The 22,718-nt window shown below is 65.7% G+C and carries 24 protein-coding genes; 12 read left to right on the top strand and 12 right to left on the bottom strand.

Annotated elements, in window-relative coordinates; translation table 11 throughout:
• Position 1: 1 nt before the first annotated feature.
• The 7 genes from ACP15I_RS08725 to ACP15I_RS08695 form a co-directional block, all read right to left on the bottom strand.
• Positions 2–892 carry a carbohydrate kinase family protein gene (locus tag ACP15I_RS08725; RefSeq protein WP_424974752.1) on the bottom strand — a complete coding sequence of 297 codons (891 nt, stop codon included), beginning with the start codon at positions 890–892 and terminating at the stop codon, positions 2–4.
• Positions 889–1,941 (bottom strand): ABC transporter ATP-binding protein, encoded by a 1,053-nt coding sequence (locus ACP15I_RS08720; RefSeq protein WP_424974751.1) that lies wholly within the window; start codon positions 1,939–1,941, stop codon positions 889–891. The genes ACP15I_RS08725 and ACP15I_RS08720 overlap by 4 nt, the downstream gene beginning before the upstream one ends.
• Positions 1,942–3,426, bottom strand: coding sequence for an argininosuccinate lyase (argH, locus tag ACP15I_RS08715; protein ID WP_424974750.1), 1,485 nt, complete (start codon positions 3,424–3,426; stop codon positions 1,942–1,944). It abuts the gene before it with no gap.
• Positions 3,423–3,857 (bottom strand): VOC family protein, encoded by a 435-nt coding sequence (locus ACP15I_RS08710; protein ID WP_424974749.1) that lies wholly within the window; start codon positions 3,855–3,857, stop codon positions 3,423–3,425. The genes argH and ACP15I_RS08710 overlap by 4 nt, the downstream gene beginning before the upstream one ends.
• Before the next feature lie 157 nt (positions 3,858–4,014).
• Positions 4,015–4,893 (bottom strand): carbohydrate ABC transporter permease, encoded by an 879-nt coding sequence (locus ACP15I_RS08705; RefSeq protein WP_424974748.1) that lies wholly within the window; start codon positions 4,891–4,893, stop codon positions 4,015–4,017.
• Positions 4,890–5,786, bottom strand: a complete 897-nt coding sequence (locus tag ACP15I_RS08700) for a carbohydrate ABC transporter permease (RefSeq protein WP_424974747.1) — start codon at positions 5,784–5,786, stop codon at positions 4,890–4,892. Before ACP15I_RS08700 ends, ACP15I_RS08705 begins: the two co-directional genes overlap by 4 nt.
• A gap of 108 nt (positions 5,787–5,894) precedes the next feature.
• Positions 5,895–7,160 (bottom strand): extracellular solute-binding protein, encoded by a 1,266-nt coding sequence (locus ACP15I_RS08695; RefSeq protein ID WP_424974746.1) that lies wholly within the window; start codon positions 7,158–7,160, stop codon positions 5,895–5,897.
• 114 nt (positions 7,161–7,274) lie between these two features.
• Here ACP15I_RS08695 and ACP15I_RS08690 point away from each other — a divergent pair, with 114 nt between their 5' ends.
• From ACP15I_RS08690 to ACP15I_RS08670, 5 genes are all read left to right on the top strand, one after another.
• Positions 7,275–8,447: an ROK family transcriptional regulator gene (locus tag ACP15I_RS08690; RefSeq protein WP_424974745.1), complete on the top strand. Its 1,173-nt coding sequence runs from the start codon at positions 7,275–7,277 to the stop codon at positions 8,445–8,447.
• A 12-nt stretch (positions 8,448–8,459) separates the two neighbouring features.
• Positions 8,460–10,805: a PIG-L family deacetylase gene (locus ACP15I_RS08685; protein ID WP_424974744.1), complete on the top strand. Its 2,346-nt coding sequence runs from the start codon at positions 8,460–8,462 to the stop codon at positions 10,803–10,805.
• Positions 10,802–11,662 (top strand): DMT family transporter, encoded by an 861-nt coding sequence (locus ACP15I_RS08680; RefSeq protein ID WP_424974743.1) that lies wholly within the window; start codon positions 10,802–10,804, stop codon positions 11,660–11,662. The genes ACP15I_RS08685 and ACP15I_RS08680 overlap by 4 nt, the downstream gene beginning before the upstream one ends.
• 81 nt (positions 11,663–11,743) lie before the next feature.
• Positions 11,744–12,385, top strand: coding sequence for a DUF3047 domain-containing protein (locus ACP15I_RS08675; RefSeq protein WP_424966204.1), 642 nt, complete (start codon positions 11,744–11,746; stop codon positions 12,383–12,385).
• Between the two features lie 39 nt (positions 12,386–12,424).
• Positions 12,425–13,747 carry an ABC1 kinase family protein gene (locus ACP15I_RS08670; RefSeq protein ID WP_424974742.1) on the top strand — a complete coding sequence of 441 codons (1,323 nt, stop codon included), beginning with the start codon at positions 12,425–12,427 and terminating at the stop codon, positions 13,745–13,747.
• On the opposite strand, the gene ACP15I_RS08665 is transcribed toward ACP15I_RS08670, so the two are convergent.
• Complete coding sequence (locus tag ACP15I_RS08665) at positions 13,744–14,790, bottom strand: LacI family DNA-binding transcriptional regulator (protein ID WP_424974741.1); 1,047 nt, start codon at positions 14,788–14,790, stop codon at positions 13,744–13,746. The two genes, ACP15I_RS08670 and ACP15I_RS08665, sit on opposite strands and share 4 nt — an antisense overlap.
• Before the next feature lie 86 nt (positions 14,791–14,876).
• Here ACP15I_RS08665 and ACP15I_RS08660 point away from each other — a divergent pair, with 86 nt between their 5' ends.
• The 6 genes from ACP15I_RS08660 (at position 14,877) to ACP15I_RS08635 (ending at position 19,775) form a co-directional block, all read left to right on the top strand.
• Positions 14,877–15,833, top strand: a complete 957-nt coding sequence (locus ACP15I_RS08660; RefSeq protein WP_424974740.1) for a Bug family tripartite tricarboxylate transporter substrate binding protein — start codon at positions 14,877–14,879, stop codon at positions 15,831–15,833.
• 69 nt (positions 15,834–15,902) lie between these two features.
• Entirely contained in the window at positions 15,903–16,358 is a 456-nt protein-coding gene (locus ACP15I_RS08655; RefSeq protein WP_424966200.1) for a tripartite tricarboxylate transporter TctB family protein, read from the top strand.
• Complete coding sequence (locus ACP15I_RS08650) at positions 16,359–17,843, top strand: tripartite tricarboxylate transporter permease (protein WP_424966199.1); 1,485 nt, start codon at positions 16,359–16,361, stop codon at positions 17,841–17,843.
• Between the two features lie 3 nt (positions 17,844–17,846).
• Entirely contained in the window at positions 17,847–18,737 is an 891-nt protein-coding gene (ltnD, locus tag ACP15I_RS08645; RefSeq protein ID WP_424966198.1) for an L-threonate dehydrogenase, read from the top strand.
• A gap of 81 nt (positions 18,738–18,818) precedes the next feature.
• Positions 18,819–19,235 carry a hypothetical protein gene (locus tag ACP15I_RS08640; protein WP_424974739.1) on the top strand — a complete coding sequence of 139 codons (417 nt, stop codon included), beginning with the start codon at positions 18,819–18,821 and terminating at the stop codon, positions 19,233–19,235.
• Between the two features lie 69 nt (positions 19,236–19,304).
• A complete protein-coding gene (locus ACP15I_RS08635; protein WP_424974737.1) occupies positions 19,305–19,775 on the top strand; it encodes a Dps family protein in 471 nt (156 codons plus the stop codon).
• Between the two features lie 27 nt (positions 19,776–19,802).
• On the opposite strand, the gene ACP15I_RS08630 is transcribed toward ACP15I_RS08635, so the two are convergent.
• Together ACP15I_RS08630 and hemP are read right to left on the bottom strand one after the other, a co-directional pair.
• Positions 19,803–20,060: a DUF1289 domain-containing protein gene (locus ACP15I_RS08630; protein ID WP_424966195.1), complete on the bottom strand. Its 258-nt coding sequence runs from the start codon at positions 20,058–20,060 to the stop codon at positions 19,803–19,805.
• Positions 20,061–20,068: 8 nt separating this feature from the next.
• Positions 20,069–20,230 carry a hemin uptake protein HemP gene (hemP, locus tag ACP15I_RS08625; RefSeq protein WP_424966194.1) on the bottom strand — a complete coding sequence of 54 codons (162 nt, stop codon included), beginning with the start codon at positions 20,228–20,230 and terminating at the stop codon, positions 20,069–20,071.
• A 128-nt stretch (positions 20,231–20,358) separates the two neighbouring features.
• Between hemP and ACP15I_RS08620 the strand changes: the two genes are divergently transcribed.
• On the top strand, positions 20,359–20,937 hold the full coding sequence (locus ACP15I_RS08620; RefSeq protein ID WP_424974736.1) for a rhodanese-like domain-containing protein: 579 nt from the start codon (positions 20,359–20,361) through the stop codon (positions 20,935–20,937).
• Between the two features lie 17 nt (positions 20,938–20,954).
• Here the strand turns inward: ACP15I_RS08620 and ACP15I_RS08615 are convergent, their stop codons facing one another.
• Entirely contained in the window at positions 20,955–21,896 is a 942-nt protein-coding gene (locus ACP15I_RS08615) for a quinoprotein relay system zinc metallohydrolase 1 (RefSeq protein WP_424966191.1), read from the bottom strand.
• Positions 21,896–22,678 (bottom strand): quinoprotein dehydrogenase-associated SoxYZ-like carrier, encoded by a 783-nt coding sequence (locus ACP15I_RS08610; protein WP_424974735.1) that lies wholly within the window; start codon positions 22,676–22,678, stop codon positions 21,896–21,898. Before ACP15I_RS08610 ends, ACP15I_RS08615 begins: the two co-directional genes overlap by 1 nt.
• Positions 22,679–22,718 lie beyond the last annotated feature (40 nt).

The raw sequence follows: 22,718 nt of genomic DNA, 5'->3' as shown, positions 1-22,718 counted from the left end.
ATCAGCCATGCACCTGTTCGGCGGGCGCCTCGGCCTTGCGCAGGGACGCAGCCCCGCTCAGCCCGCCCGGCGCGGCAATGGCAGCGGCTCCGCAGCGCACGCCCTCCTCGACACATCGATGCAAGGAGGCCCCTTCGAGCCAGCGCGCAAGGAAACCGCCATTGAACGCATCCCCCGCGCCGGTGCTGTCCACGACCTCCGCCTTGCGGGCCGGGACACGGACGCTGCCCTGCCGGGTCAGGGCCTCGGCCCCCTCGGCCCCGCGCTTGATCACGGTGACAGGGGCCGGGCAATCGACCATGCCCAGACGCTCCAGCGCCTCGGTCTCGGCGCGGTTGGGCAAGAAGACATCGACCTGCGCGATCAGGCCCAGCGCTTCGGCCCCCATGGCATCGTCCCAGCCGCAATCCAGCGATACGGTCATGCCAGCCTCGCGCGCAGCGGCCACGAGCCAGGGGTGCTCGGCCAGGGTGCGCAGCTCTCCAATATGCAGATGCTGCACCTTCAGGGTCCGCAGCCCCCCGCCATCGATCCGGGGCAGGGCTGGCCCGTCGGTCCGGGTCAGAAAGGCGCGGTCCTCGCCCAGGGGCATGGCCACGGTGATTTGCGGGTCCGAACCCTTGGGCGCGTTGGGACACAGGCTCAGATCGAGCCCCGCGGCCTCCAGCGTCTCGGTCACCGGCCCGTCGAAGGGCGCGGCGGGCAGGGTCGCCAGCAGCGACACGGGCACGCCCAGAGCCGCAAGATAGGCGCCGGTCAGGGCGGCCCCACCCCCGGGATGCAGGCTCAGCCCCTCGGCAAACACCTCGGTGCCGAGGCTGGGCATCCGCCCCAGCCCCTGAAACACCAGATCGCAATAGAGCCGACCGGCGCAGAGAACTCCTCCGCTCATGGCAGGGCCGCGCCCGTGGCCGTGTCGAAGAGGTGCAGGGTCTCGGGTGCAGCCCCGAGCCGGACAGTCGCGCCAACCTCCGGCGGAGTGCGGCCATCGGCTTTGGCCACGACCTCGCCAGCTTCGGTTTCCACGTAGATGAGGGTCTCGGACCCCAGGGGTTCGCGCACGGACACCCGCCCCTCCACAAGGGGCACGCCGTGATCCGCAATGAGATCATCGGGACGGACGCCCACCAGAACATCGCCGCCTGCCGTGGCCCGCGGCAGGGCGATGTCGCGCCCCGAGGCAAGCCGCACCGCCCCGTCGGCAACCTGCCCCGGCAGCATGTTCATGGCCGGTGCGCCGATGAACTGCGCGACAAAGGTGTTGGCCGGGCTGTGATAGACCTCAGCCGGGGTGCCGACCTGCTGGATATGGCCGTCCTTCATGATGACGATCCGGTCCGCCATGGTCATCGCCTCGACCTGATCATGGGTGACGAAGACAATGGTGTTGCCCACGCGCTGGTGCAGCTTTTTGATCTCCAGCCGCATCTGTGTCCGGAGCTGCGCATCGAGGTTCGAAAGCGGCTCATCAAAGAGAAACACCGCCGGATCGCGCACCATCGCCCGCCCAATGGCGACCCGCTGCCGCTGGCCCCCGCTGAGCTGGTTGGGCTTGCGCCCCAGCAGGTCGGTCATGTCGAGAATGCCCGCCACCTCGTCGATCCGCGCATCCTTGTCCGCCTTGGACATCTTGGACGCCCGTAGGCCAAAGCCGATATTCTTGCGCACGGTCATATGCGGATAGATCGCGTAATTCTGGAACACCATGGCGATGTCCCGCTCCTTGGGTTCGAGGTTGTTGACCACGCGGCCCCCGATCTCGATCGTGCCCCCGGTCACCTCTTCGAGCCCGGCGATCATCCGCAAGGTCGTGGACTTGCCGCAACCCGAGGGGCCGACCAGCACCACGAACTCGCCATCATGGATCGTCAGCTCGATCCCATGGAGAACCTGCGTGCTGCCATAGGCTTTGGTGAGCTCCGTAAGCTTCAGATTTGCCATCTACCCCTCCAAAACCTGTGTGAATGCCGTCGCCAGAGCCTTATCCGCCATCTGCCAACGGGCCTGCCGGGCCTCAAATGCCCGGCGCAGGGACGCCAGCTCGGTGCGATAAGCGGCAAATGCCGCGTCGAGCGCGGCGGGCGCGGGCCCTCCGAACCGGTCACGGCGCGCCACGAAGCTCTCGGCCGAGACCGCCGCGCCATAGCCTGCCGCGTCCAGCCCGGGCGCGCAGCCCTCCTGCGCGGTAAAGGCGGCGGCAAAGGCATCATACCCGTCCGACAGGGGCACGCCCCGCGCGATCACCGATTTCGCCGTTTGCGCCGCCACCTCATGGGCCCGGCGAAAGGTCAGGCCCTCGGCCCGCACCAGCGTGTCCGCAAGCTCGGTGATCGTGACACAGGCCGCATCCGCGTTGGCCTGCACCCGGTCCGCCCGGATCCCGCATTGCGGCACCATCGCCGCCAGCAGCCGCAACACGCGGTTCCCGCTGTCAAAGGCCGCATAGCCCGCCTGCTGCACCTCGCCCTCGCTGTCATTCATGTCCGTGAACGGGGTGTTGTGCATCGTGTTCACCACCATGTCGCAACGCCCGCAGGTCACACTGGCCAGATGCCGCATATGCTCGATCGGCACCGGGTTGCGTTTCTGCGGCATGATCGAGCTGACCTGCACCAACGCGTTCGGCACATAAAGCTGCCCGACCTCAAACGACGACCAGAAGGCCATGTCCTGCACCACCCGCCCGAGATGGAGGAAAACCAGTTTCAGCGCGGAATAGAGCCCGGTCACGTAGTCCACACTGGCAATGCAGCCATAGGAATTGCGCAAGGGCCCGTCGAAGCCCAGCAGCTCCGCCACGCGGTCCCGGTCAATTGCAAAACCACTGGTGGTGATGGCGGCGGCGCCCATTGGGCAATGCTCCAACCCCTCAAGCGCTGCGTCGAGCCGCGCCGCATCCCGCAGCAACACCTCTGCCGCCGCCGTCAGGTAGTGCCCAAAGGTGGTGGGCTGCGCCGGTTGGCCATGGGTATAGGCCACGATCAGGGTGTCGCGCTCGACCTCGGCTTTGGCAATCAGAGCCTCGGCAAGGTTCAGGACCAGTCCCTGCGCCTCGCCCCCCCGGCTGCGCAGGGCCAGCTTGAACAACGTGTGGTCCATGTCATTGCGCGACCGGGCCGTGTGCAGCGCCCCGCCCAGATCCCCGAGCCGCGCGCGCAACTCAGCCTCCACGAGGAAGAAGTAATCCTCATGCTCGCCCGTATAGGTGAGCTTGGGGATCTCGACCTCCGCGTCGATATCCGCCAGCGCACGCGCCAAAGCCGCCCCATCCCCTGCGCCCAGGATCCCGGTCTCGACCAGCATCACCAGATGCGCCCGATTGATCGCGCCCATATGCGCCGCGTAATGGGCCTTCACCCCCTCAAAAAGCGGGGCAAGCACCGTGTCGCGATAGGTCGGATCGGGAAAGGTCGAATGGTCGGTCATGGCTCCCCCAGAACGGCGCGGACCTTGTCATGGTCATAGGTGGTCAGCTCCAGATGATTGCCATCGGGATCCTGAAAATAGAACGACCAGGCCCGGCCATGGTCATCTGCGTCCTCGATCCGCAACGGCGTACCCGTCCGCCCCATGACATCCGGATGGGGCAGAACCTCGGCAAAACCCAGAAACACCGTGCCCGTGACCCGAAACGCCTTGGTGTGATCCCCATCCGATGGCGGCCGCCCGGGGAAGATCGTCGCGCAATACTGACCCTTGGGCGTCGCCATGTAGCGACCCTCCGCCGCCCGCGGCCGAAAGGGCAACTCGGACAATCCCAGAACCCGCCCATACCAAGCCACAGCCGCATCCAGATCCGCCACATAGAGATGCCCGTGATCAATCGCCGAAACCGGCGCGAGGGCTGACCCGCTCATACTGCCCCCCTCATTGTTCCCCAAATACTCAAATTCTGACGAAGCCAAGGGCGCGCCATCTGGATAGAGAACCGCGACGAGCCACTTTCCCAGCGCTCCGCCCGTTCGGGCCTCAATCGGTCCACTGGACCGATTGCCGACGGTGTCGGACCGGCCCTCACCCCTTCAGCCCCGCCATCACGACGCCGCGGATGATGAAGCGCTGGAACACCAGGAACACGATCAGTGTGGGGATGGTCGAAATCGCCGCCCCGGTCATGATCAGCTCCCATTGCACATCCGCCTCGTCGCCAAAGCCCGACAGCCCCACAGGCAGCGTGTACATCTCCACCGAGTTGGTCACGATCAGCGGCCAGAGGAATGCCGTCCAATTCCCGAGGAACACGAAGATCGCCAATGCCGCCAGCGCGGGCCGCACCAAAGGCATCGCCACGGTCCACCAGATCTGGAACTCGTTCAGCCCGTCGATCCGCGCGGCCTCGATAAAGTCATCGGGCACGCTTTCGAAAAACTGCTTCATCAGGAACACGCCAAAGGCGGTCATCATGCCGGGGAACATGATCCCCCAATAGGTGTCCAGCCAGCCGAGGCTCTGGCTCATCAGGTACCACGGGATCACAAGCATCTCGGTCGGGATCATCAGGGTCGACAGGATCGCGATGAAGACCAGCGTCCGCCCCGGAAACTTGAACTTGCAGAGCGTGTACCCCACCAGGCTGTCGAAAAAGAGGTTCGAGATTGTCGTCAGCACCGCGATGATCAGCGAGTTGATGAACCAGCCGTAGAACCGCCCATCCTCAAGCACGAAAGTGTAGTTCTCGAGGGTGGGCTCGTCGGGGATCAGGTTGACGTTGTAAATCTCGTGGGGCCATTTCAGCGAGGTCGAGATCATGTAGACGATCGGCATGATCATCAGGATCCCGCCGACAAACAGGATCCACCAGCGGATCACCTGCCCCATATTGCGCGGCTTCTTCGGACCCTTGGCATCCAGTGCCGCACTGGCGGTCGGACGGATCTCCTCAAACGTGCTCATCGGTCTGTCCTCAACAGCCAGAGCTGGATCAGGCTCACCACCAGCAGGATCAGAAAGAGCACCACGGTCTGCGCCGCCGCATAGCCCATGTCAAAGCTCGAAAAGGCAGTCTCGTAGATCATCAGAACCAGCGGCTTGGTGGAATTCAGCGGCCCGCCGGGATTGTTCGTCGTCATGTTGAAGACATGATCGAAGATCCGCAGGAATCCGATGGAGGAAAACACCACGATGAAGACGATCGTGGGCCGCAGAAGCGGGATGGTGATCTGTGTCAATACGGTCCAGCTGCTCACCCCGTCGATCTTGGCCGCCTCGTAATAGGAGGTCGGGATCGCCCGCAAACCGGCCATGAAGATGATGATCTGAAACCCGAGCCCCGCCCAGACCGCCGGGGCCAGAACCGCCGGGAGCGCATTGGTGGTCGAGTTCAGAAACTCGATCTGTGCGATACCCACCGAGGCCAACAGGTTGTTGAACAGCCCGATCGGCACCCCTTGGTAAAACCAGCGCCAGACCCAGGCCATGGCCACCGCGGAGGTCATAAAGGGCAGGAAATAGAGCATCCGCAGGAAGCCATGGGCAAAGCGCAGCTTGTCCAGATGATAGGCCACCGCAAACGCGATCACGAGGCTGACCGGCGTGCCGATCAGCAGGTAGAGAAACGTGTTCTTGAACACCTTCCAGAAGACCGGATCAGCGATCAGTTTCTCGTAATTGTCCCAGCCGGTCCAGGTCCGGTCCCCGAGCAGGTTCCAGTCCTGAAACGAGATCAGAAAAGCGTTGCCGGTCGGATAGAACCGGATGATCCCGTAAAACAGAACGGGGACGGCGAGGAAGATCCACGCCCAGACGATCTGCTTCTGTTTGATCGACAGGTTGGAATAGCCCGGCATCGGCGGCTCTCTGCAAGGGGTTTACCCGCCCCGGGATCCTGTAGGGCGGATCGCGGTGGTCCGGGGCGGGTCCGCACCGCCCGGCTCGCCCGGGCGGTGCCACCGATCTCAGTCGGCGTAGTAATCGTCGAGGATCGCCTGCTCGGCCTCCGCCGCCGTGGCGAGACTGTCGGCCAGCGAGACATCCTGCAGGGTGATCCGCTCGACCATCTCCACCATGAGCTGACGCTGGGCGCTCTCATTGGCGAACTTGGTGGTGTTGGCATAGGCCAGACCCCGGATGAACGGGCCAAAGGTCTCGTCGGCGGCATTCGCATCGGTCATCCCGACCGAGGGCTTGGCAGGCAGTTCGCCCACCACATCAAGCCAGACCTGCATCGCCTCATCCGAGGTGATGTATTGCATGAACTTGACGGATGCGTCGTATTTCGCGCCCTCCGCCTTGGTGGTGATGGCGTTCACCCAATAGGACGAGTAGTTCGACCGTGCGCCATCCGCCGTCGCCGGAAGCTCGGTCACACCCCATTTCAACCCGCGCGTCTTGTTCAGCGACCCGATCCGGAAAGACCCGTCGATATGCATGCCCGCGCGGCCCGCCTTGAAGGCGGCCTGAGGCTCGTCCATGAAGCCAATCGCGCTCACAGCGTCATCGCCGGTAAAGAGATTGGTGTAGAATTCCAGCGCTTTCTGACCGGCCTCGCTGTTGTAGTTCACGGTCTGGTAGTCATCGAGATAAGGCTCCCCGCCCATCTGCCGGACCAGCACTTCGCGGAACCAGTGGTGATCCTGCGCGGTCATGCCCGCCGTGATCCCCACCTGGGTGATATTGCCCGCGCCATCGCGCTTGGTCAGCTTGGCCGCCGTCTCGACCAGCTCGTCCAGCGTGGTGGGGGGCGCGTCGATGCCCGCCTCGTCAAAGAGCCGTTCGTTGTAAAAGAGCGCAAGCGAGCGTACCGCCGTCGGCAGGGCCCAGTAATTGTCGCCCTCCCGCATGGCCGCGACCATGGGGAAGAACTCCGCCTCGATGGTCTCTGGCGGGAAATCCGCCGCCGGCAGCGGCTGGATCAGCTCGGCCTCCACATAATCGTTCAGCCAACCATAGAAGAGTTGCACCACATCCGGCCCCTCGCCCGCAGGCACCGCTGCGGCGACCTTGGTGCGGTAATCCGCATAGGGAAAATGGGTCATGGTCACGTCGATATCCGGGTTGGCCGCCTCGAAGCTTTCGATCAGCTGCTCCATCGCCGTGACACGCGCATCGAAGAAATACTGCCAGTACTCGATCTCGACCTTTTCGGCCTGCGCCGCCCCCGCGCCCAGCGCCAGAAGGCTGGTCATCCCGGCCAGGGTCAGCTTGCGAAATTCTGTCGTCATCTATCGTCTCCCTGATGATGTCTTCCGGCCCGCAGCTTGCGCGCGCCCCGCACTGGGGGCGAGCTTAGGTCAAGTCACTTGAGCTATCAACTGATTTGACTTAATCCTGAAGGCATGGCCCTGATCCCCCCCTCCCCCGGCGCCAATGCGCCCCGGTCGCGCAGCCATAACCGGCATGTCATCCTCGGCCAGATCCAGGCCGCGGGCCCCATGGGCCGCGCCGCGCTCGCCCGGTCCACGGGGCTGAGCACGCAAGCCGTGAGCAACATCATCGCCGATCTCGAAACCGATGGGCTCCTGGAACCTTGTGGCGCGCGGACGGTGGGGCGCGGCCTTCCGGCGATGCAGTACCAGATCAACCCGGGCGGGGCGTTCGCCCTCGGGATCGAAGTGCGCCAGACGGCCATCGTCGGCGCCCTGCTCGATCTGGGCGGTGCCATCCAGGCGACCGAGCGGGTGTCCCTGACCGATACCGCGCCCGAGACCATCCTGCCCCTTGTAAAGAGCCTGAAACAGCGGCTTCTGGCGAGCTGCCCGCAGGCGCAGCACAAGCTCCTCGGGGCTGGTCTCGTGATGCCCGGCCCGTTCGGCGCGACCGGGCTGTCCGGGGCGTCGGCGGACCTGACCGGCTGGACCGATATCAATGTGCAGGAGGCTTTCGAAACCGCCCTCGAAGGACCCGTCTTCGTGCAGAACGACGCCAATGCGGCGGCCATGGCCGAGCGGCTGGGCGGGCTGGCCCAAGGTCTGCAGACCTTCGGCTATCTCTATTTCGGGTCCGGACTGGGGCTCGGGCTCGTCGCCCATGGGCAGCTTATCACCGGTGCCTTTGGCAATGCGGGAGAGCTCGGCCAGATCCCGGTCATAACCCCGAACGGCCCCTGCACTCTGGAAAACTGCGCCAGCCGCAACGCGGTCCAGAGCCATCTGGCCCGCGCCGGCCTGCCCGGAAATGACATCGAGCAGCTCGCGCGCCACTTTGCCGATGGGCACCCCGCGTTGCTGACATGGATCGACGGCGCGGCGGCGGCCCTCTCGCAGGTCCTTCCCCTGCTCGAGAACCTGTTCGACCCGGAAACCATCCTGCTGGGCGGGGCCATGCCCGCAGAGATCGTCGAGGCCATGGTCGCGCGGATCACCCTGCCGGAGGTTTCGGTCGCCCACCGCCCGGACCGGCAATACCCACGCCTACAAGTGGGCAGTTGCGGGCGTCTTACCGCCACGCGCGGGGCCGCTGCCCTCGTGCTCAGCAACGCGCTCTCGCCGCAATTCAGTCTCTCCGCCTGAGGAGCCGTCGCCATGCCGACCCCGGACCAGACCCGCATCGCCGCCCAACGCGCCGCGCCCCGCATCACCGCGCTGTGGCGCGCCCTGCGCCCGCTGCAGACAACGGTGAGTTTCATGAATTCGGGCGCCCACCCGGATGATGAGATCTCGGACATGCTCGCCGCGCTGAGCTGGCGCGACGGGATCGAGCTCAGCTATGTCTGCGCCAATCGCGGCGAAGGCGGGCAGAACGATATCGGGACCGAGGCGACCACCGCGCTTGGCACCCTGCGCACCGCAGAGATGGAGCGCGCGGCCGAGATCCTGCCCCTGCGGCTCTATTGGTTGTCCGAGCACCCAGACGATGCGATCTTCGATTTCGGCTTCTCGAAATCCGGCGAAGAGACCCTGCGCAATTGGGGCCGCGACCGCACCCTGACCCGGCTGGTACAGGTGATCCGCGCCGAGAAGCCGGATATCCTCTGCCCCACCTTCCTTGATGTGCCGGGCCAGCATGGCCATCACCGGGCCATGACACAGGCCGCCCATGAAGCGTTTGATCTGGCCGCCGATCCGGGTTTTGCGCCCGAGCTCGGCGCGCCATGGGAGATCGCGAAGCTCTATCTGCCCGCATGGTCCGGTGCGGGGCAGGCCTATGACGATAACCTGCCGCCGCCTCCGGCCACGATGACCGTGCCCGCCGCCGGGCGCGATCCGGTCACGGGCTGGGACTATGCCCAGATCGGTCAGCAATCGCGCGCCTGCCACCGGACGCAAGCCATGGGCCGCTGGGTCCCGCGCGGGGCGGGACGCGATCTGCCTCTGCATCTGGCCCGGCGGCGGACAACGGGCCCTGACACTGCGGTTTCGGACGGTCTGCCCGCCGCGCTCAGCGCGCTGGACAGCCCGGCAAAGGCCGATCTGGCTGAGGCGGAGGCGCAGATCGCCCGCGCCGCGGCTGCCTTTCCCGACACGGCCGGCATCCTCGCCGCGGCGACCGCCGCCCTGCAGGCCCTGCGCCAGGCGGCCGAAGCCCGGAACCCGCCACGCAGCGCCCATCGGATCGCCCGCAAGATCGCACAGCTTTCGACCCTGATCCGCGCGGCTGCCGGGGTCGAGATCCATGGCCATGTGGCGCGCACAGTACTGGCCCCGGGCGAGGTCACCGAGCTGACGGTGGAACACTTCGCTGAGACAGGCTCGGTCGAGGTCATGCCGATGCTACCCCCCGACTGGGTGCAGGGCGGCAGCGCGATCGGCCCCGGGCCCGAAGCCGCGCCCTCGGACGCCTATCCGCCGGTTTTCCTGCCCGACGCGCCGAGCACGCCCGCCTTGCGCGTGGTGACGCGCGCGCTGGGGGTCGAGAGCGTGACCTCCCTGCCTTTCGAGACGCCGCCGCTGGTCCAACCCGCGCGGAGCCTGTCCTGTGATCAGACGCGCATCGCGGTGAACCGTGCCGCGCCGCCGGAGGTGATCGAGCTGATCCTGCGGGAGATCCGTCCATCCGGGGCCACGCCCGGGATCACCCTGCCCGAGGGGTGGCGGGCCGAGCCCACGGCCACCGGGCTGCGCGTGACCCTGCCCAAGGATCCGGCGGAGGGGCTGTACCGCCTGCCCCTGACCCTTGACGGGGCCCCGGCCCATGAAAGCCAGCTCATCGTCCATGACCATACGGCGCCCCGCCTTCTGTCGGGCGCGGCGGAGGTGCAGGTCCGCGTTCTCGACGCTGCGCTGCATCCCGGGCGGATCGGCTATATCGGAGGAGGCAATGACCGGGTTGACCATTGGCTCGGTCAGATCGGGGCGGATGTCACCGCGCTCAGCGATCGCGAGCTGAGCGATGCCGAAGCCCTGGCCCGCTACGACACGCTGGTCATCGGGATTTTTGCGATCCGGATGCGGAAGGGGCTGACCGAGGCCCTGCCGGCGATCCATGACTGGGTGGCGCAGGGCGGCACATTGTTGACGCTTTATCACCGCCCGTGGGACAACTGGGATGCCGCCCGGACCGCGCCGCGCCCACTGGAGATCGGGCAACCCTCCCTGCGCTGGCGGGTCACGGATGAGCGGGCTGAGGTCACGGCCCTCGCCCCCGATCACCCCTGCCTGACCCATCCGAACCGCATCGGCCCCAAGGATTGGGAAGGCTGGCACAAGGAGCGCGGGCTCTATTTCGCCAAATCCTGGGACGCGGCCTACACCCCGCTTCTGGAGATGGCCGATCCGGGCGAAGCCCCCCATCGCGGCGCGCTGCTGGCCGCCGAGATCGGCGCCGGGCGGCATGTTCATTGCGCGCTGATCCTGCACCACCAGATGGAACGTCTGACCCCCGGTGCGTTCCGGTTGGTGATGAACCTCACCGCACCCCGGGCCGGGTGAGCGGCGACAGCCAAACGCGGGGTTCAGAGGGCAATCGCCGGGGCGGCGGATGGCTGCTGGCGGATATGGCGCTCAACATCTGGGCGCTGTCGATCGTCAAGGCCATGGGGCTGGAGGTCCCCGCTGCCCAGCTTGTGCTGATCCGGGCCGGGGTCGGGCTGATCCTGATGCTGCCTTGGATCTGGCGGGACCGCGCGGCGTTTCGCACGCTCACCAACCTGCCGCTCCATGGGCTGCGCGTGGGGCTCTCGGCGCTGGCGCTGACCTGTTCCTTCTACGCAATCGCGCGGGTGCCCTTCGCGCTTTTCACGGCGATGAACTTCACCCGGCCACTTGTCCTGATGGCCATGGCCGCAATGCTGCTGGCCGAGCCGATCCGCCGCAGCCAGTGGGTCGCGGCGCTCGTCTGCCTCTGCGGTGTCGCCATCGCGCTGCAGCCGGGCACGGTGGCCTATGACCCCGCGCTCTGGGCGCTCGCAGTGACGATCCTGGCGGGCACGGGTGCGGTGATCGTGACCCGGCGGTTGAAGACCGCGCCAACCGTCGTGCTGATGACCTTCTACACAGCCGGACTATCGCTGGTACTGGCACCGGTCGCGGCAGTTCAATGGACCCCCGTAGCCCCTGGCGACTGGCCGGCTTTGCTGGCCATTGGCGCCTTCGCCCAGGCAGCGCAGTTCTGTTTCCTGCGCGCGCACAAGCTGGGCGAGGCCGGGATGCTCGCCATTCTCGGCTATCTCAGCCTCGTGCTGACGACCGCCGTGGGGTTCTTTGTCTTTGACGAGGTGCCCACCCTGTCACTGCTGGCCGGATCGACCCTGATCGTGGCGGCGAGCCTTTGGGTCCGCCTGCGCTGAGCCGCGCTTTGCAACAGAGCGTCACACAGGCGTGAGAGCCGTTGATTTGCCCGAGGCCCGTGGGCCCGCTAGCTCAGAGACATGACTTACCGTGCCACACTCACCGCCCTCGCCCTTGCCCTGACCACCCCGGCCTTCGCCGAGCCTGTGCCCTTTGACGGGTCATGGCGCGAGCAGGGGTTCCTGCGACTGTTCACGAATGACTTCGTGCAAAAGGGCGGATCCCTCGACGTGATCTCTGACGGGACGGTCTCGCTTCTGTGGCGGGCGGTGCCCGAGACCTCGCGCGATGCGGGCAAGGCATCCTGGCAATGGGCCGTGGCCGAGGGCGTCGGCGCGACGGATCTGCGGCGCAAGGGCGGTGATGACCGCAACCTCGCGCTGTATTTCGTGTTCACCGATGAAGGCACGGCGGCCACGGTCGATCCAAGCTCGGCACGCAAGCTGCTGAAGGCGCCGGGCACAAAGGCGCTGGTCTATGTCTGGGGGGGCGATCACGCCAAGAACGCCGTGCTGCCCAGCCCCTACCACCCGGGGCTTGTGACCATCGTCAAGCGCGGGCCGGGCACCGGGCAGTTTGCCGAGAATGTTGATCTGCGCGCGGATTATCGCAAGGCCTTTGGCGAAGAGGCCCCTGTCCTGATCGGGCTCGGGGTGTCTGCCGATAGCGACGACACCGATGGCAAGATTGCCGCGCGGGTCAGCAGCCTGCAGCTGAAGTAACCGCTGGCGGGGCGGCGGCTGCGCCCTAGCTCGCCCTGCATGACCAAATATGTCCACGAACCGCGCGGGTTGCCCGTGCCCAACTCCCGCGCGTCGCGTATGGCGCGGCTTGGCGGGATGGCGGCGGGCGTCGCAGGCTCCATGGCGGTGCAGGGCGGTCGGCAGCTTCTGACCGGGCGTCGCCCCAAATTCGAAGAGCTTCTGCTGACCCCCGGGAACGCCGCCCGGATCACCGCACAGCTTGCGCAGATGCGCGGGGCCGCGATGAAGGTCGGCCAGCTTCTGAGCCTTGAGGGCCGGGATTTCCTGCCGCCGGAGCTGGCCGAGATCCTCGGACATCTGCGCGCGGATGCCCATTTCATGCCGCCGCAGCAGCTCGATCAGGTGCTCCGGCGCAACTGGGGCCCGGACTATCGCCGGAAATTCGCGAAATTCGACGTGCGCCCCGTGGCGGCGGCCAGCATCGGGCAGGTGCACCGCGCACGGATGAAGGATGGTCGGGACGTCGCGCTCAAGATCCAGTATCCGGGCGTCCGCGACAGCATCGACAGCGATGTGCGCAACGTGGCGAGCCTGATGCGGGTGTCCGGGCTGGTCCCGAAAGAAATCGACCTCGCGCCGCTGATGGAAGAGGCCCGCCGCCAACTCCATGAAGAGGCCGATTATGCCCGCGAGGCCGACATGCTCGCCCGGTTCGGGGCGCTGCTGGACAAGGACCCCGACTACCTCGTGCCCGAGGGCTATCCGGACCTCACCACGCCCGACATCCTCGGGATGAGCTTCGTCGAGAGTGTCGCGGTCGAGAGCCTGACCGAGGCTGATGCGGAGACCCGGAACCGGGTCGTGGCCGGGCTGATCCGGCTGATGCTGCGCGAGCTGTTCGAGTTCGGGCTGATGCAGACCGACCCGAACTTCGCCAATTACCGCTATCAACCCGCGACCGGGCGGATCGTGCTGCTGGATTTCGGAGCGTCGCGCGCTTTTGCCCCCGGGCTTGTCGCCCAGTACCGCGACCTGATGCGTGCCGGGCTCAGCGCCGATCGCAGCGCGACCCGGTCCGCGATGGAGGCGATCGGGTTTCTCGAACCGGGCACCGCCCCGAAGCATCGTAAGCCGATCCTCGACATGGTCGACATGGCCATGACGCCCTTGCGCAGCGATGCCCCCGTCGATTTCGCCACGACCCCTTTGGCGCGCGAGCTGCGGGAGGCGGGCATGGAGTTCGCAGAGGATCGGGATTTCTGGGTGATCCCGCCCATGGACGCGCTCTATCTGCAGCGCAAGATGGGGGGGATGTTCCTGCTGGCGGCGCGGCTCAGGGCCGAGATCGCGATCCGACCGCTGCTGGAGCCCTATCTCTAGGTCGTCTCGCCCTCGATCAGGCGCAGGGACAGCGTCGCCGGAGGCGGGCGCGTCTCGCCCTCCAGATTGGCGAGCAGGAGCCGCCCCGCCGTGCGCCCGATCTCGAATCGCGGGGTCTGGATCGTGGTGAGCCGGGGCGCGATCACCTGGCACATGTCGAGCCCATTGAACCCGGCCAGCGCCAGATCCCCGGGCACCGACAGCCCGGCGGACTGACAGGCGAACAGAGCACCCAGCGCAAGATCGTCATTGGCAAAGACCACCGCGTCGAGATCCGGTGCCATGGCCCGCAGCACGCCCACCGCCTCGGCCCCAACGGGCAGGGAGGACGGCTCGGTCGCGATATGCTGGACCAGAGGCGGCAAGCCATTGGCCTCGATCGTTGCCGCAAGCGCCGCAAGCCGCTTGGCCGCGCGCATGTCGCGCCCGCCCCAGGCCCCGACAAAGCCGATCCGCCGATAGCCGCGCGCGATCAGATGGGTGGCCATCATCTCACCCGCGGCGCGCTGGGAGATCCCGACCGCCAGATCGATGGGCACCATATCGGTGTCCAGCATCTCGACCACCGGGCCGGAATGGCGCATCAGAAGCTTGCGCGTCCCCTCCGTATGCTCCGCCCCGCTGAGGATGACCGCCGACGGGGTCCAGGAGAGCAGGTCGCGCAAAATCGTCTCTTCGGTCCCGATGTCATATCCCGTCATGCCGAGCACCGGGCGGAACCGGCTGCCCTGCAGGGCCGCATCGATCCCATCGACGATGGGCGGGAAGACATGGTTGGACATGGAGGGCACGATCACCGCGATCAGATCGCTCGACTGCCCGCGCAAGGACCCCGCGATCCGGTTGCGGCTATAGCCCAGCTCGCTCGCAGCCGCCTCGACCTTCTGGCGCAGATCGGCAGAGACATGCGCAGCACCGCGCATGACCCGCGACGCCGAGATCAGGCTGACGCCCGCCCGGGCGGCCACGTGTTTCAGCGTCGGACGAGAGTCCCCATCGGGCACGGCAAGCTCCAGTTGCAATCGGTGGATACGGGTCAGCATAGCCCTATAACAGGGTTATTGACAACGTTACCATATGTCGTGACAACGTTACCAATCGCAATAAAGGCGATACCAGGGAGGAAGACATGAAGACATTGACGCTCTCCGCGCTGCTGAGCGCGACCGTGGCCATGGTCGGGACAACGGCACTTGCCGATGATTTTCCGCAGCGCCCCATCAACCTGATTGCCCCGTTCAACGCGGGCGGCGGTACGGACCTGCTGCTGCGCGGCTTTGCTCCGCATTTCGCCGAAGCCATCGGCGGCGACGCCTTTGTGTCGAACATGGCGGGCGGTTCCGGCACCGTGGCCGCAGGCGCGCTGGCCGGTCAGCGGGCGGATGGCTACCAGCTTGGCTATTTCTCGATCACCGTCTCGACGATCCAGCCGCAGATCAAGGACGTTCCCTATGACGTGGACAGCTGGACGCCGATCTGTTCGGTCGCGGCCTCGCCGACGCTGCTGTTCACCACCGCTGACAGCCCCTACACCTCCATCGAAGAGGCGATTGCCGCCATCGAGGCGGAGCCGGGCAAACTGATCTACGGCTCCTCCGGTCCGGGCGCGATGACCCACCTGACCACCGTGGCGGGCTTTGCCGGTCTGGGTGTGCTCGACAAGCTCAAGCATCTGCCCTTCCAGGGCTCCGGCCCCGCGGTGCAGGCCATGGCGGCAGGCACGATCCAATTCTTCGGCGATACCGAGATCCTAATGTCGCGCGGCGACTTCCGCCCGCTGATGGTGTTCAACGATGAGCGTCTCGAGAACTACCCGGATGTGCCCACCGCCGCCGAGGCCGGGATCGAGGCGCCTCTGAACGAGCTGTACCTGTGGGGCGGCCTCTTTGCGCCCGCCGGTGTCGAGCCCGAGGTTGTCGCCAAGCTCGAAGCGGCCTGCGAGACGGCGGTGAATTCCGACGGCTTCCAGGAGTTCGCGACCAACACCTCCACCGTGATCAACTATCGCGGCTCCGAGGAGTTCGAGGCGTTCTTCCGGGCACAATACGAGTCCAACGGCGCCCTGATCGAGGCGGCGGGTCTCTAAGACCATCCCATCCGCTGCGCCCGGGCAAGACCCCGGGCGCGGCCCTATCTTGCTCGGGGGAGGGGCGGGATGACGCGTATGCTGACCGAACGATCGGTCGTCTCAGTGATATTGCTGCTGATTGGCGCGGGGCTCATGCTCAGCACCTTTGGCCTGCAATTCGCGGATCTGGGCGGCGCGTTCAGCCCGATGTTCTTTCCCCGGATCGTTCTGATGATGTGGGTGGCCCTCGCCCTGCTCAACGTGATGAGCGATGTGATGGCGCAGCCGACGTCCAAGCCGATCCGGCTCGGCACGGTCGCGGCGATCTCGGTGGCCTTTGTGGCCTATGTGATCCTGCTGCCCAAGCTGGGCTTCTTCCTCTGTTCGGTACCGCTGGCCTTCGGCATGCTCTGGGTGCTGGAGGTGCGCAACCCGCTGGCGCTCGCCGGGATTGCACTTGGGGTGCCGGGCGGTCTGGTGCTGCTGTTCAATCATATCCTGACGATGCCGCTGCCGGTCTCGCCGTTCCTGTGGTGGCTCTGAATGGTTGAGCTTCTGCCCCAGGCGTTTGCCCTGCTTCTGTCGCCGCAAGGCCTGCTGGTGCTGAGCGTCGGCACCATGTTGGGGATCATTCTCGGCGCGCTGCCGGGGATCGGGTCCACCGTGGCCGTGGCGATGATCCTGCCCTTCACCCTGACCATGGATCAGGCCCCGGCGATCCTGCTCCTGCTCGCGATCTATGCGGGCTCGGTCTATGGCGGGTCGATCTCGGCGATCCTGATCAACACGCCCGGCACGCCGCAATCGGCGGCGACCTGTCTCGACGGGTTTCCCATGGCCCAGCGGGGCGAGGCGGGCAAGGCGCTCGGCTGGGCAACCATCGCCTCGGTCACGGGCGGGCTCGTTTCGGCGGTCGTGCTGATCTTCGCCGCGCCGCAACTCGCGGCCTTTGCCCTGAATTTCGGGCCTATCGAGACCTTTGCCCTGATCCTGCTGGGCCTGACCTGCATCGTCTCGGTCTCCGAAGGGAGCCTTGTGAAGGGCCTGATGGCGGGGATGCTGGGGATATTTTTGTCCACGGTCGGCGGTGATCCGATCACCGGTGAGGCGCGGTTCACCTTTGGGCAGTTTCAGTTGATCGCGGGCTTCAACCTGCTGGCGGTGGTGATCGGGGTCTTCGCCCTGTCGGAGGTGCTGATCCGCGCAAGCGCCGGCCCGGATCCGGCCGGGATGCTGGTGGATTTCAAGGGCATCGTCCTGCCGAAGCTGGCCGAGTGGAAGGGCCGGGTCCGGGGCCTCGTCAAATCCGTGGCCATCGGCAACGGCGTCGGCATCCTGCCCGGCACCGGGGCGGCCACGGCCGCGTTTATCTCCTATGCCGAGGCGCGCCGCTCTGCCCCGACTAAGGACAATTTCGGCAAGGGTGAACCCGACGGCCTGATCGCGTCCGAATCCGCGAACAATGCCGTGACCGGTGGCGCGCTGGTGCCGACCATGGCGCTCGGCATCCCCGGCGACGCGATCACGGCGGTGATGCTCGCCACACTGACCCTGCACGGGGTGACGCCGGGGATCCGCCTGATGGAGGACAACCCCGTCCTCATGGCGTCGATCTTTGCCGGGTTCTTCGTCATCAACCTGATGCTGCTGCCGCTGGGGATGGTGGTGTCGAAAATGGCGGCCCCGCTTCTGCGGATGCGCGAGGCCTATATGCTGATCGTGATCACGTTGCTCTGCACCGTGGGCGTGTTCTTCGTGCGGGGGAACCCGTTCGACTTGCTGGTGATGGCGGGAGCCGGGATTGTCGGCTTCATCCTGCGGCGGCAGGGCTATCCCATGGCGCCGCTGGTCATCGGCATGGTGCTGGGTCCGACACTGGAACTCAGCCTGCGGCAGGGCCTGATCATCACCGATGGCAGCTTCGCGGCCTTCTTCACCGGTCACCCGATTGCGCTTGGCCTGACCATCGCCGCGGCGGGCATGCTGAGCCTGCCGCTGATCCGCGCTCTGCGGGCTCGAAAGGACTAGGATATGACGGAAACGATGGCGCTGATCGGGTTGGGCTCCATGGGCTATGGCATGGCGCAATCGCTGCTGCGGGCCGGGCATGCGGTCTATGGCGCGGATATCGCGCCCGCGCCCATGGCCCGGTTTCAGACCGAGGGCGGGCTGGCGGAACGGCCCGAGGCCATCGACTCGTTGGTCATCGCGGTTCTGAACGCAGCCCAAACCGAAGCCGTCCTCTTTGGCCCGGACGGCTGGGCGCAAAGCCTGCGCCCCGGTGGCACCGTGATCGCCTGCGCGACGGTCCCGCCGAGCTTTGCCCGTGCCATGGCGGCGCGCTGTGCTGAGGCCGGGTTGCACTACCTCGACGCGCCGATCTCGGGCGGCGCGGCCAAGGCCGCACAGGGCGCGTTGAGCATCATGGCCGCCGGATCCGCAGAGGCGTTCACCGGGGCCGGTCCCGCGTTGGAGGCCATGGCCGAGACCGTCTTTGGACTGGGGCCGGAACCCGGGGCGGGCTCGGCGATGAAGGCGATCAACCAGATGCTGGCGGGCACCCATATCGCGGCCATGGCCGAGGCCGTGACCTTTGGCATGACCCAGGGGGTCGATCCGGCCAAGACCGTCGAGGTGATCTCGAAATGCGCCGGCTCCTCGTGGATGTTCGAGAACAGGGCCCCGCATATCGTCGATGGGGATTACACGCCGCGCAGCTCGGTCAATATCTGGCCCAAGGATCTGGGGATCGTTCTCGACATTGCGGCGGAGGCGAAATTCTCGGCCCCTCTCACGGCGGCGGCGCTCCAGCAGTTCATGGCAGCGGCCGGATCCGGGCTGGGAGCCGAGGATGATGCAGCGGTCGCCAAGATCTATGCGCGTAATGCGGGATTAACACTTCCAGGTGACACGCAATCCTGACAATTTTACCCGGGTGCATTGCCAAACTCGCTGATTTCCGATAAATCTACTCGGGATTAGATTCGAACAAAGATCGTCGCAATGCCCCTGCACGCTGTTCCCCTTGCCCCCGATCTGCGCCCAGCCAAGGCGCCCGAGCGCCCTGTGGCGCACTTGTCGGAAAAAGGACGCGCGCGGCTGACGGCCCTGCGCAACGCGGCGCGGCAGACCCGGTTCCGGCCCTATTGCTCGCTGGAGCAGACCTGCCTGACCGATCGGCACCGCGCACATCCGTTTGAAAGCCTCGCCGCCTGTCTGCCCGAGGCGCTGGACCGGCGGATCATCATTTACCGGCTCGGAGAGGACAGCCTGTCCTTCGATGAGGCATGGATTTTAAGCATGCTCGACCGGATCGATGCAACCGATTGGGATAGCTTGCACTTTCTGATCGCGCGTCGCGTGTGTCGACCCGCCCGAGTTGCGGTTCGGATGCTGCTTGGTGCTTGCCAAGACTTATAACAAGTCTAAGTTTGGGTGACAGCCAGCCCAACGCCAGCCAAAAATCAGAAATACTTTACGGAGGGTAGCATGACCCAAACCGCCGCCGCCTTGTCTCAAGACGCGCAAACGGCGATTGCAGACGCGTTGAATCAGTCCGTTGCTGAGACCGCTGTCACCACGATGCTCGCGCAGAACTTCCACTGGAACGTGACCGGCATGGCATTTGGCCCGCTGCACGCTCTGTTTCAGGAAATCTACGAGGATCACTTTCAGGCCCAGGATGATCTGGCCGAGCGTGTGAAGGCGCTGGACGCCCATGCCGAAGGCACGCTGGCCGGGATGATCGCCCGCTCGAAAGTCGCCGAGAATGACGGTCACGGGGATGCGAAATCCATGATCGAAGCGATGAAATCCGCTCAGGAAACCCTGGCCGCGACCCTTGCGGGCTGTGGCGAGCTGGCCGCCGAGCATGGCGATACGCTGACCGAGGATCTCTGCATCGCGCGCGGTCAGACCCACGAGAAGTTTGCCTGGTTCCTGCGCGCGCATCTGCGCTGAACCCTTACCTTCTGGCGCGACGGGGCCTCAGGCTGCGTCGCGCACGGCCTGCACGGGCTTGGCCTTTTTCTTCAGACATTTCCGCATATAGACCGGCGCCCAATGCTTGTATTTGCCAAGCATCTTCTGCTGCTGGACGAGCATGGCCACAAAGGCCTCCCGATGACTGTCCTTCTTGAGGCTCTTGAACAGAGACTTCTGCGCCTTCGTCATCGAACACCCGATGCAATGACCTTGCCGCTTGAACTTGCAGACATCAATGCAGGGGCTGGGGGTCTTGGCCATGTCCGCTCCTATTTGGTGAGGATAAGCTTGCCGTTGCGCGTGATGCGGAGGGTATAGATCTGCTCATCAAGGCGCAGATAGGCGCGCAGATCGTCGCCCAGCATCTTGCGAACATCTATTTCCGGAATCCGGACAGGGCCTTCCGCGATTGTTGTCATTTCGATTTTCATGCCGGGGCTCTTGGGTTTGGAGGTGTTGGAGTCAAAGTTGACAGGTTTAGTCGGGAAAGTCAATTCCGACTCTTTTACTCAGTTGTCAGAAGCATGGTTTTGCCAGCCCGGGCGGTCTAGTTTGGGCCATGCTTCGGATCCTGCTGTGCCTTGCCCTGTATCTCGCCCTCCCCGCCCAAGCCGCGACCTATGCCGAGGCGCGGGACAAGCGGCCCGAACTCTTTGATCCGGACACCGGTTATCGCATCGGGCGGCAGCGTGCGCCGACCCCTTCGGACATCCCGCCGCCTGCGCAGCTGGTGGATACGGACACCGCCGCGGCCCTGATCGCCGAAGGTGCCTTGGTGCTGGATGTGTTCGGCGCAGCCCAATCGCGATTCGACGAGCTGGACGGGACATGGCTGGTCTCGAAGGAGCGGCTGAGCCTGCCCGGGGCGCTCTGGCTGCCCGAGACCGGGCGCGGACGGCTGAGCCCGACCATGCAGGCCTATCTCGAGACGAATCTGGCTGCGGCGATGGACGGCCAACCGGATCGCCCGATCGTGGTCTTCTGCATTGCCGATTGCTGGATGAGCTGGAACGCCGCCCAGCGGATCTCGGATCTCGGCTACGGGGCGGTCTACTGGTTCCGGCTGGGGACAGATGGCTGGCTCGACGAGGGCCGGAGGCTGGTGCCCGCCACCCCCGTTCCTGTCAATGTGGACTGATGGACCGCCGCCCGCGCCTAGTTCGCGCGGGGCATGACCTCCAGCTCGATGCCGGGATAGAGATGGGAAACCGAGCGATAGAACTCCTCCGGTTCCGAGCCCAGCCGCGCAAATTCCGCGGGGATCTCCAGATCCATCACCTCGATCATGTCGAGCCCCGAGGCCGCGGCACCCCGAAAGGTGTCCTCCAGCCAGCGCAGATAGGCGCGGGTCTGCGGGATCGCGGCACCGCCCCGGTCGAGGGGGCCATGCCCGGGCAGGACCGCCTCCGGCCGCAGCGCCTCGAGCGCATCGAGTGAGGCATGCCAGTCCGGCAGCTCCGCCGAGGGCGTGGTCGCCGCACGTTCATAGAACACCAGATCACCGGTCACGAGGATCCCCGTCTCGCGGTCGAGCAGGGCCAGATCCGCCGCCGTATGCCCCGAGAGCGGCAGCGCCTCGAACACGCGCCCGTCGATGGTGACATCCCCGCCCGCGATCACGTTGCGCGGCATGACCGGCTCGGTCCCGCGCATCCAATCGCCAAGGATCCGGTACATGTTGTCCGCAAAGGCGTCGGCATTCGCATTGGCCTGCTGAATCGTCTCGCCCAGCGCATGGATGGGCTTGTCGGCGAAGACCTGATTGCCAAAGAAGTGGTCTGGGTGATGATGGGTGTTCACCACCGCCGAAACCCCGCGCAGATCGAGCCCATCCGCCACGGATTTGAGCGCCTCGCCATAGCGCAGGCTCGCGCCCGTATCGATCACGATCAGCCCCGTCTGCCCTTGAAACAGAGCGCAATTCACGATCGCCCCACCATTCTGCATGGTAAAGTAATCGGTGCTGCCTTCGATCATCCAGACCCCGTTCGCCACCGATTGCGGGCGCAGGTCATAACTCAGGCGGCTTGCGGCGCGCGCCGGGCGCACCAGGGCCGCCGAGGCCAGAAGGCCCAGGCTCGTCCGTCGCGTGATCATCAGTGGGTCTCGGACGCCGTGAGCAGACCTTCGATCTCGTTGCCATTGTTGTCACGCCCATCCACATGGAGCGCGGCCGGCATGGTCGCGGGATCGAAATAGAGGGTGAAGGCAGGGTCCTCGTTCACCGGCTCCTTCAGTTCGAGATGGGCGAGGGTGTCACCCGCGTCGTTCTGAATGTCGAGCTTTTCGATGATGAAGACGGGGATATCCCCGGCAAGGCCCGTATCCATCGGGTGATCCACCACCATCCGGGCGCGGCCCGAGGCCGGCCAGATCTGGCCATGGATCTCGCCCAGCTTGTCGTACCAGTCCGCATTGGCATAGGCCGCGGCGGGCGCGGTGCAGCCGCCCCCTGCCGCGTCGATATAGGTCGAGCCCACATGCCAGGCACCGTCCGCCGTGCGCACCGAAGCCCGGATCGCCGTGGCCTGATCGATCTTGAACCGCAGGGAGATCTTGGCCTCCGCCTGCCCCGGGTAATAGGTCATGATATGGGGGATCGGGCCGTAATCGGCCGAGATGACGATCTCTTCGACATCGTCAAACGCCGTCGCATCCACCAGAAGGGGCACGTTCACCGTATCCTCCGCCTCTGCCGGGCCGCGCACGATCACCCGATCATCGAAGGAAATCACCGCCGGATCGCCCAGCAGGTTCTCCTGATGATAGTCCCACATGCCCGATTTCATCGGATCCTCGAGCGGCGTCTGGGACCCCGCGAGGGCCGTGGTGGCGGTCAGAATCGCGGCGGTCGTGGCCAGCGCGGTGATACGTGTCATAGGCTCTCCTCCCAGATCGTCCGGCATCAAAGCACATCTG

Origin of the sequence: Dinoroseobacter sp. S124A, from assembly GCF_049801015.1 — a bacterium.
GTDB lineage: Bacteria > Pseudomonadota > Alphaproteobacteria > Rhodobacterales > Rhodobacteraceae > Dinoroseobacter.
The sequence above is the reverse complement of the archived record's forward strand: the minus strand, read 5'-3'. Positions and strand labels throughout refer to the sequence as shown.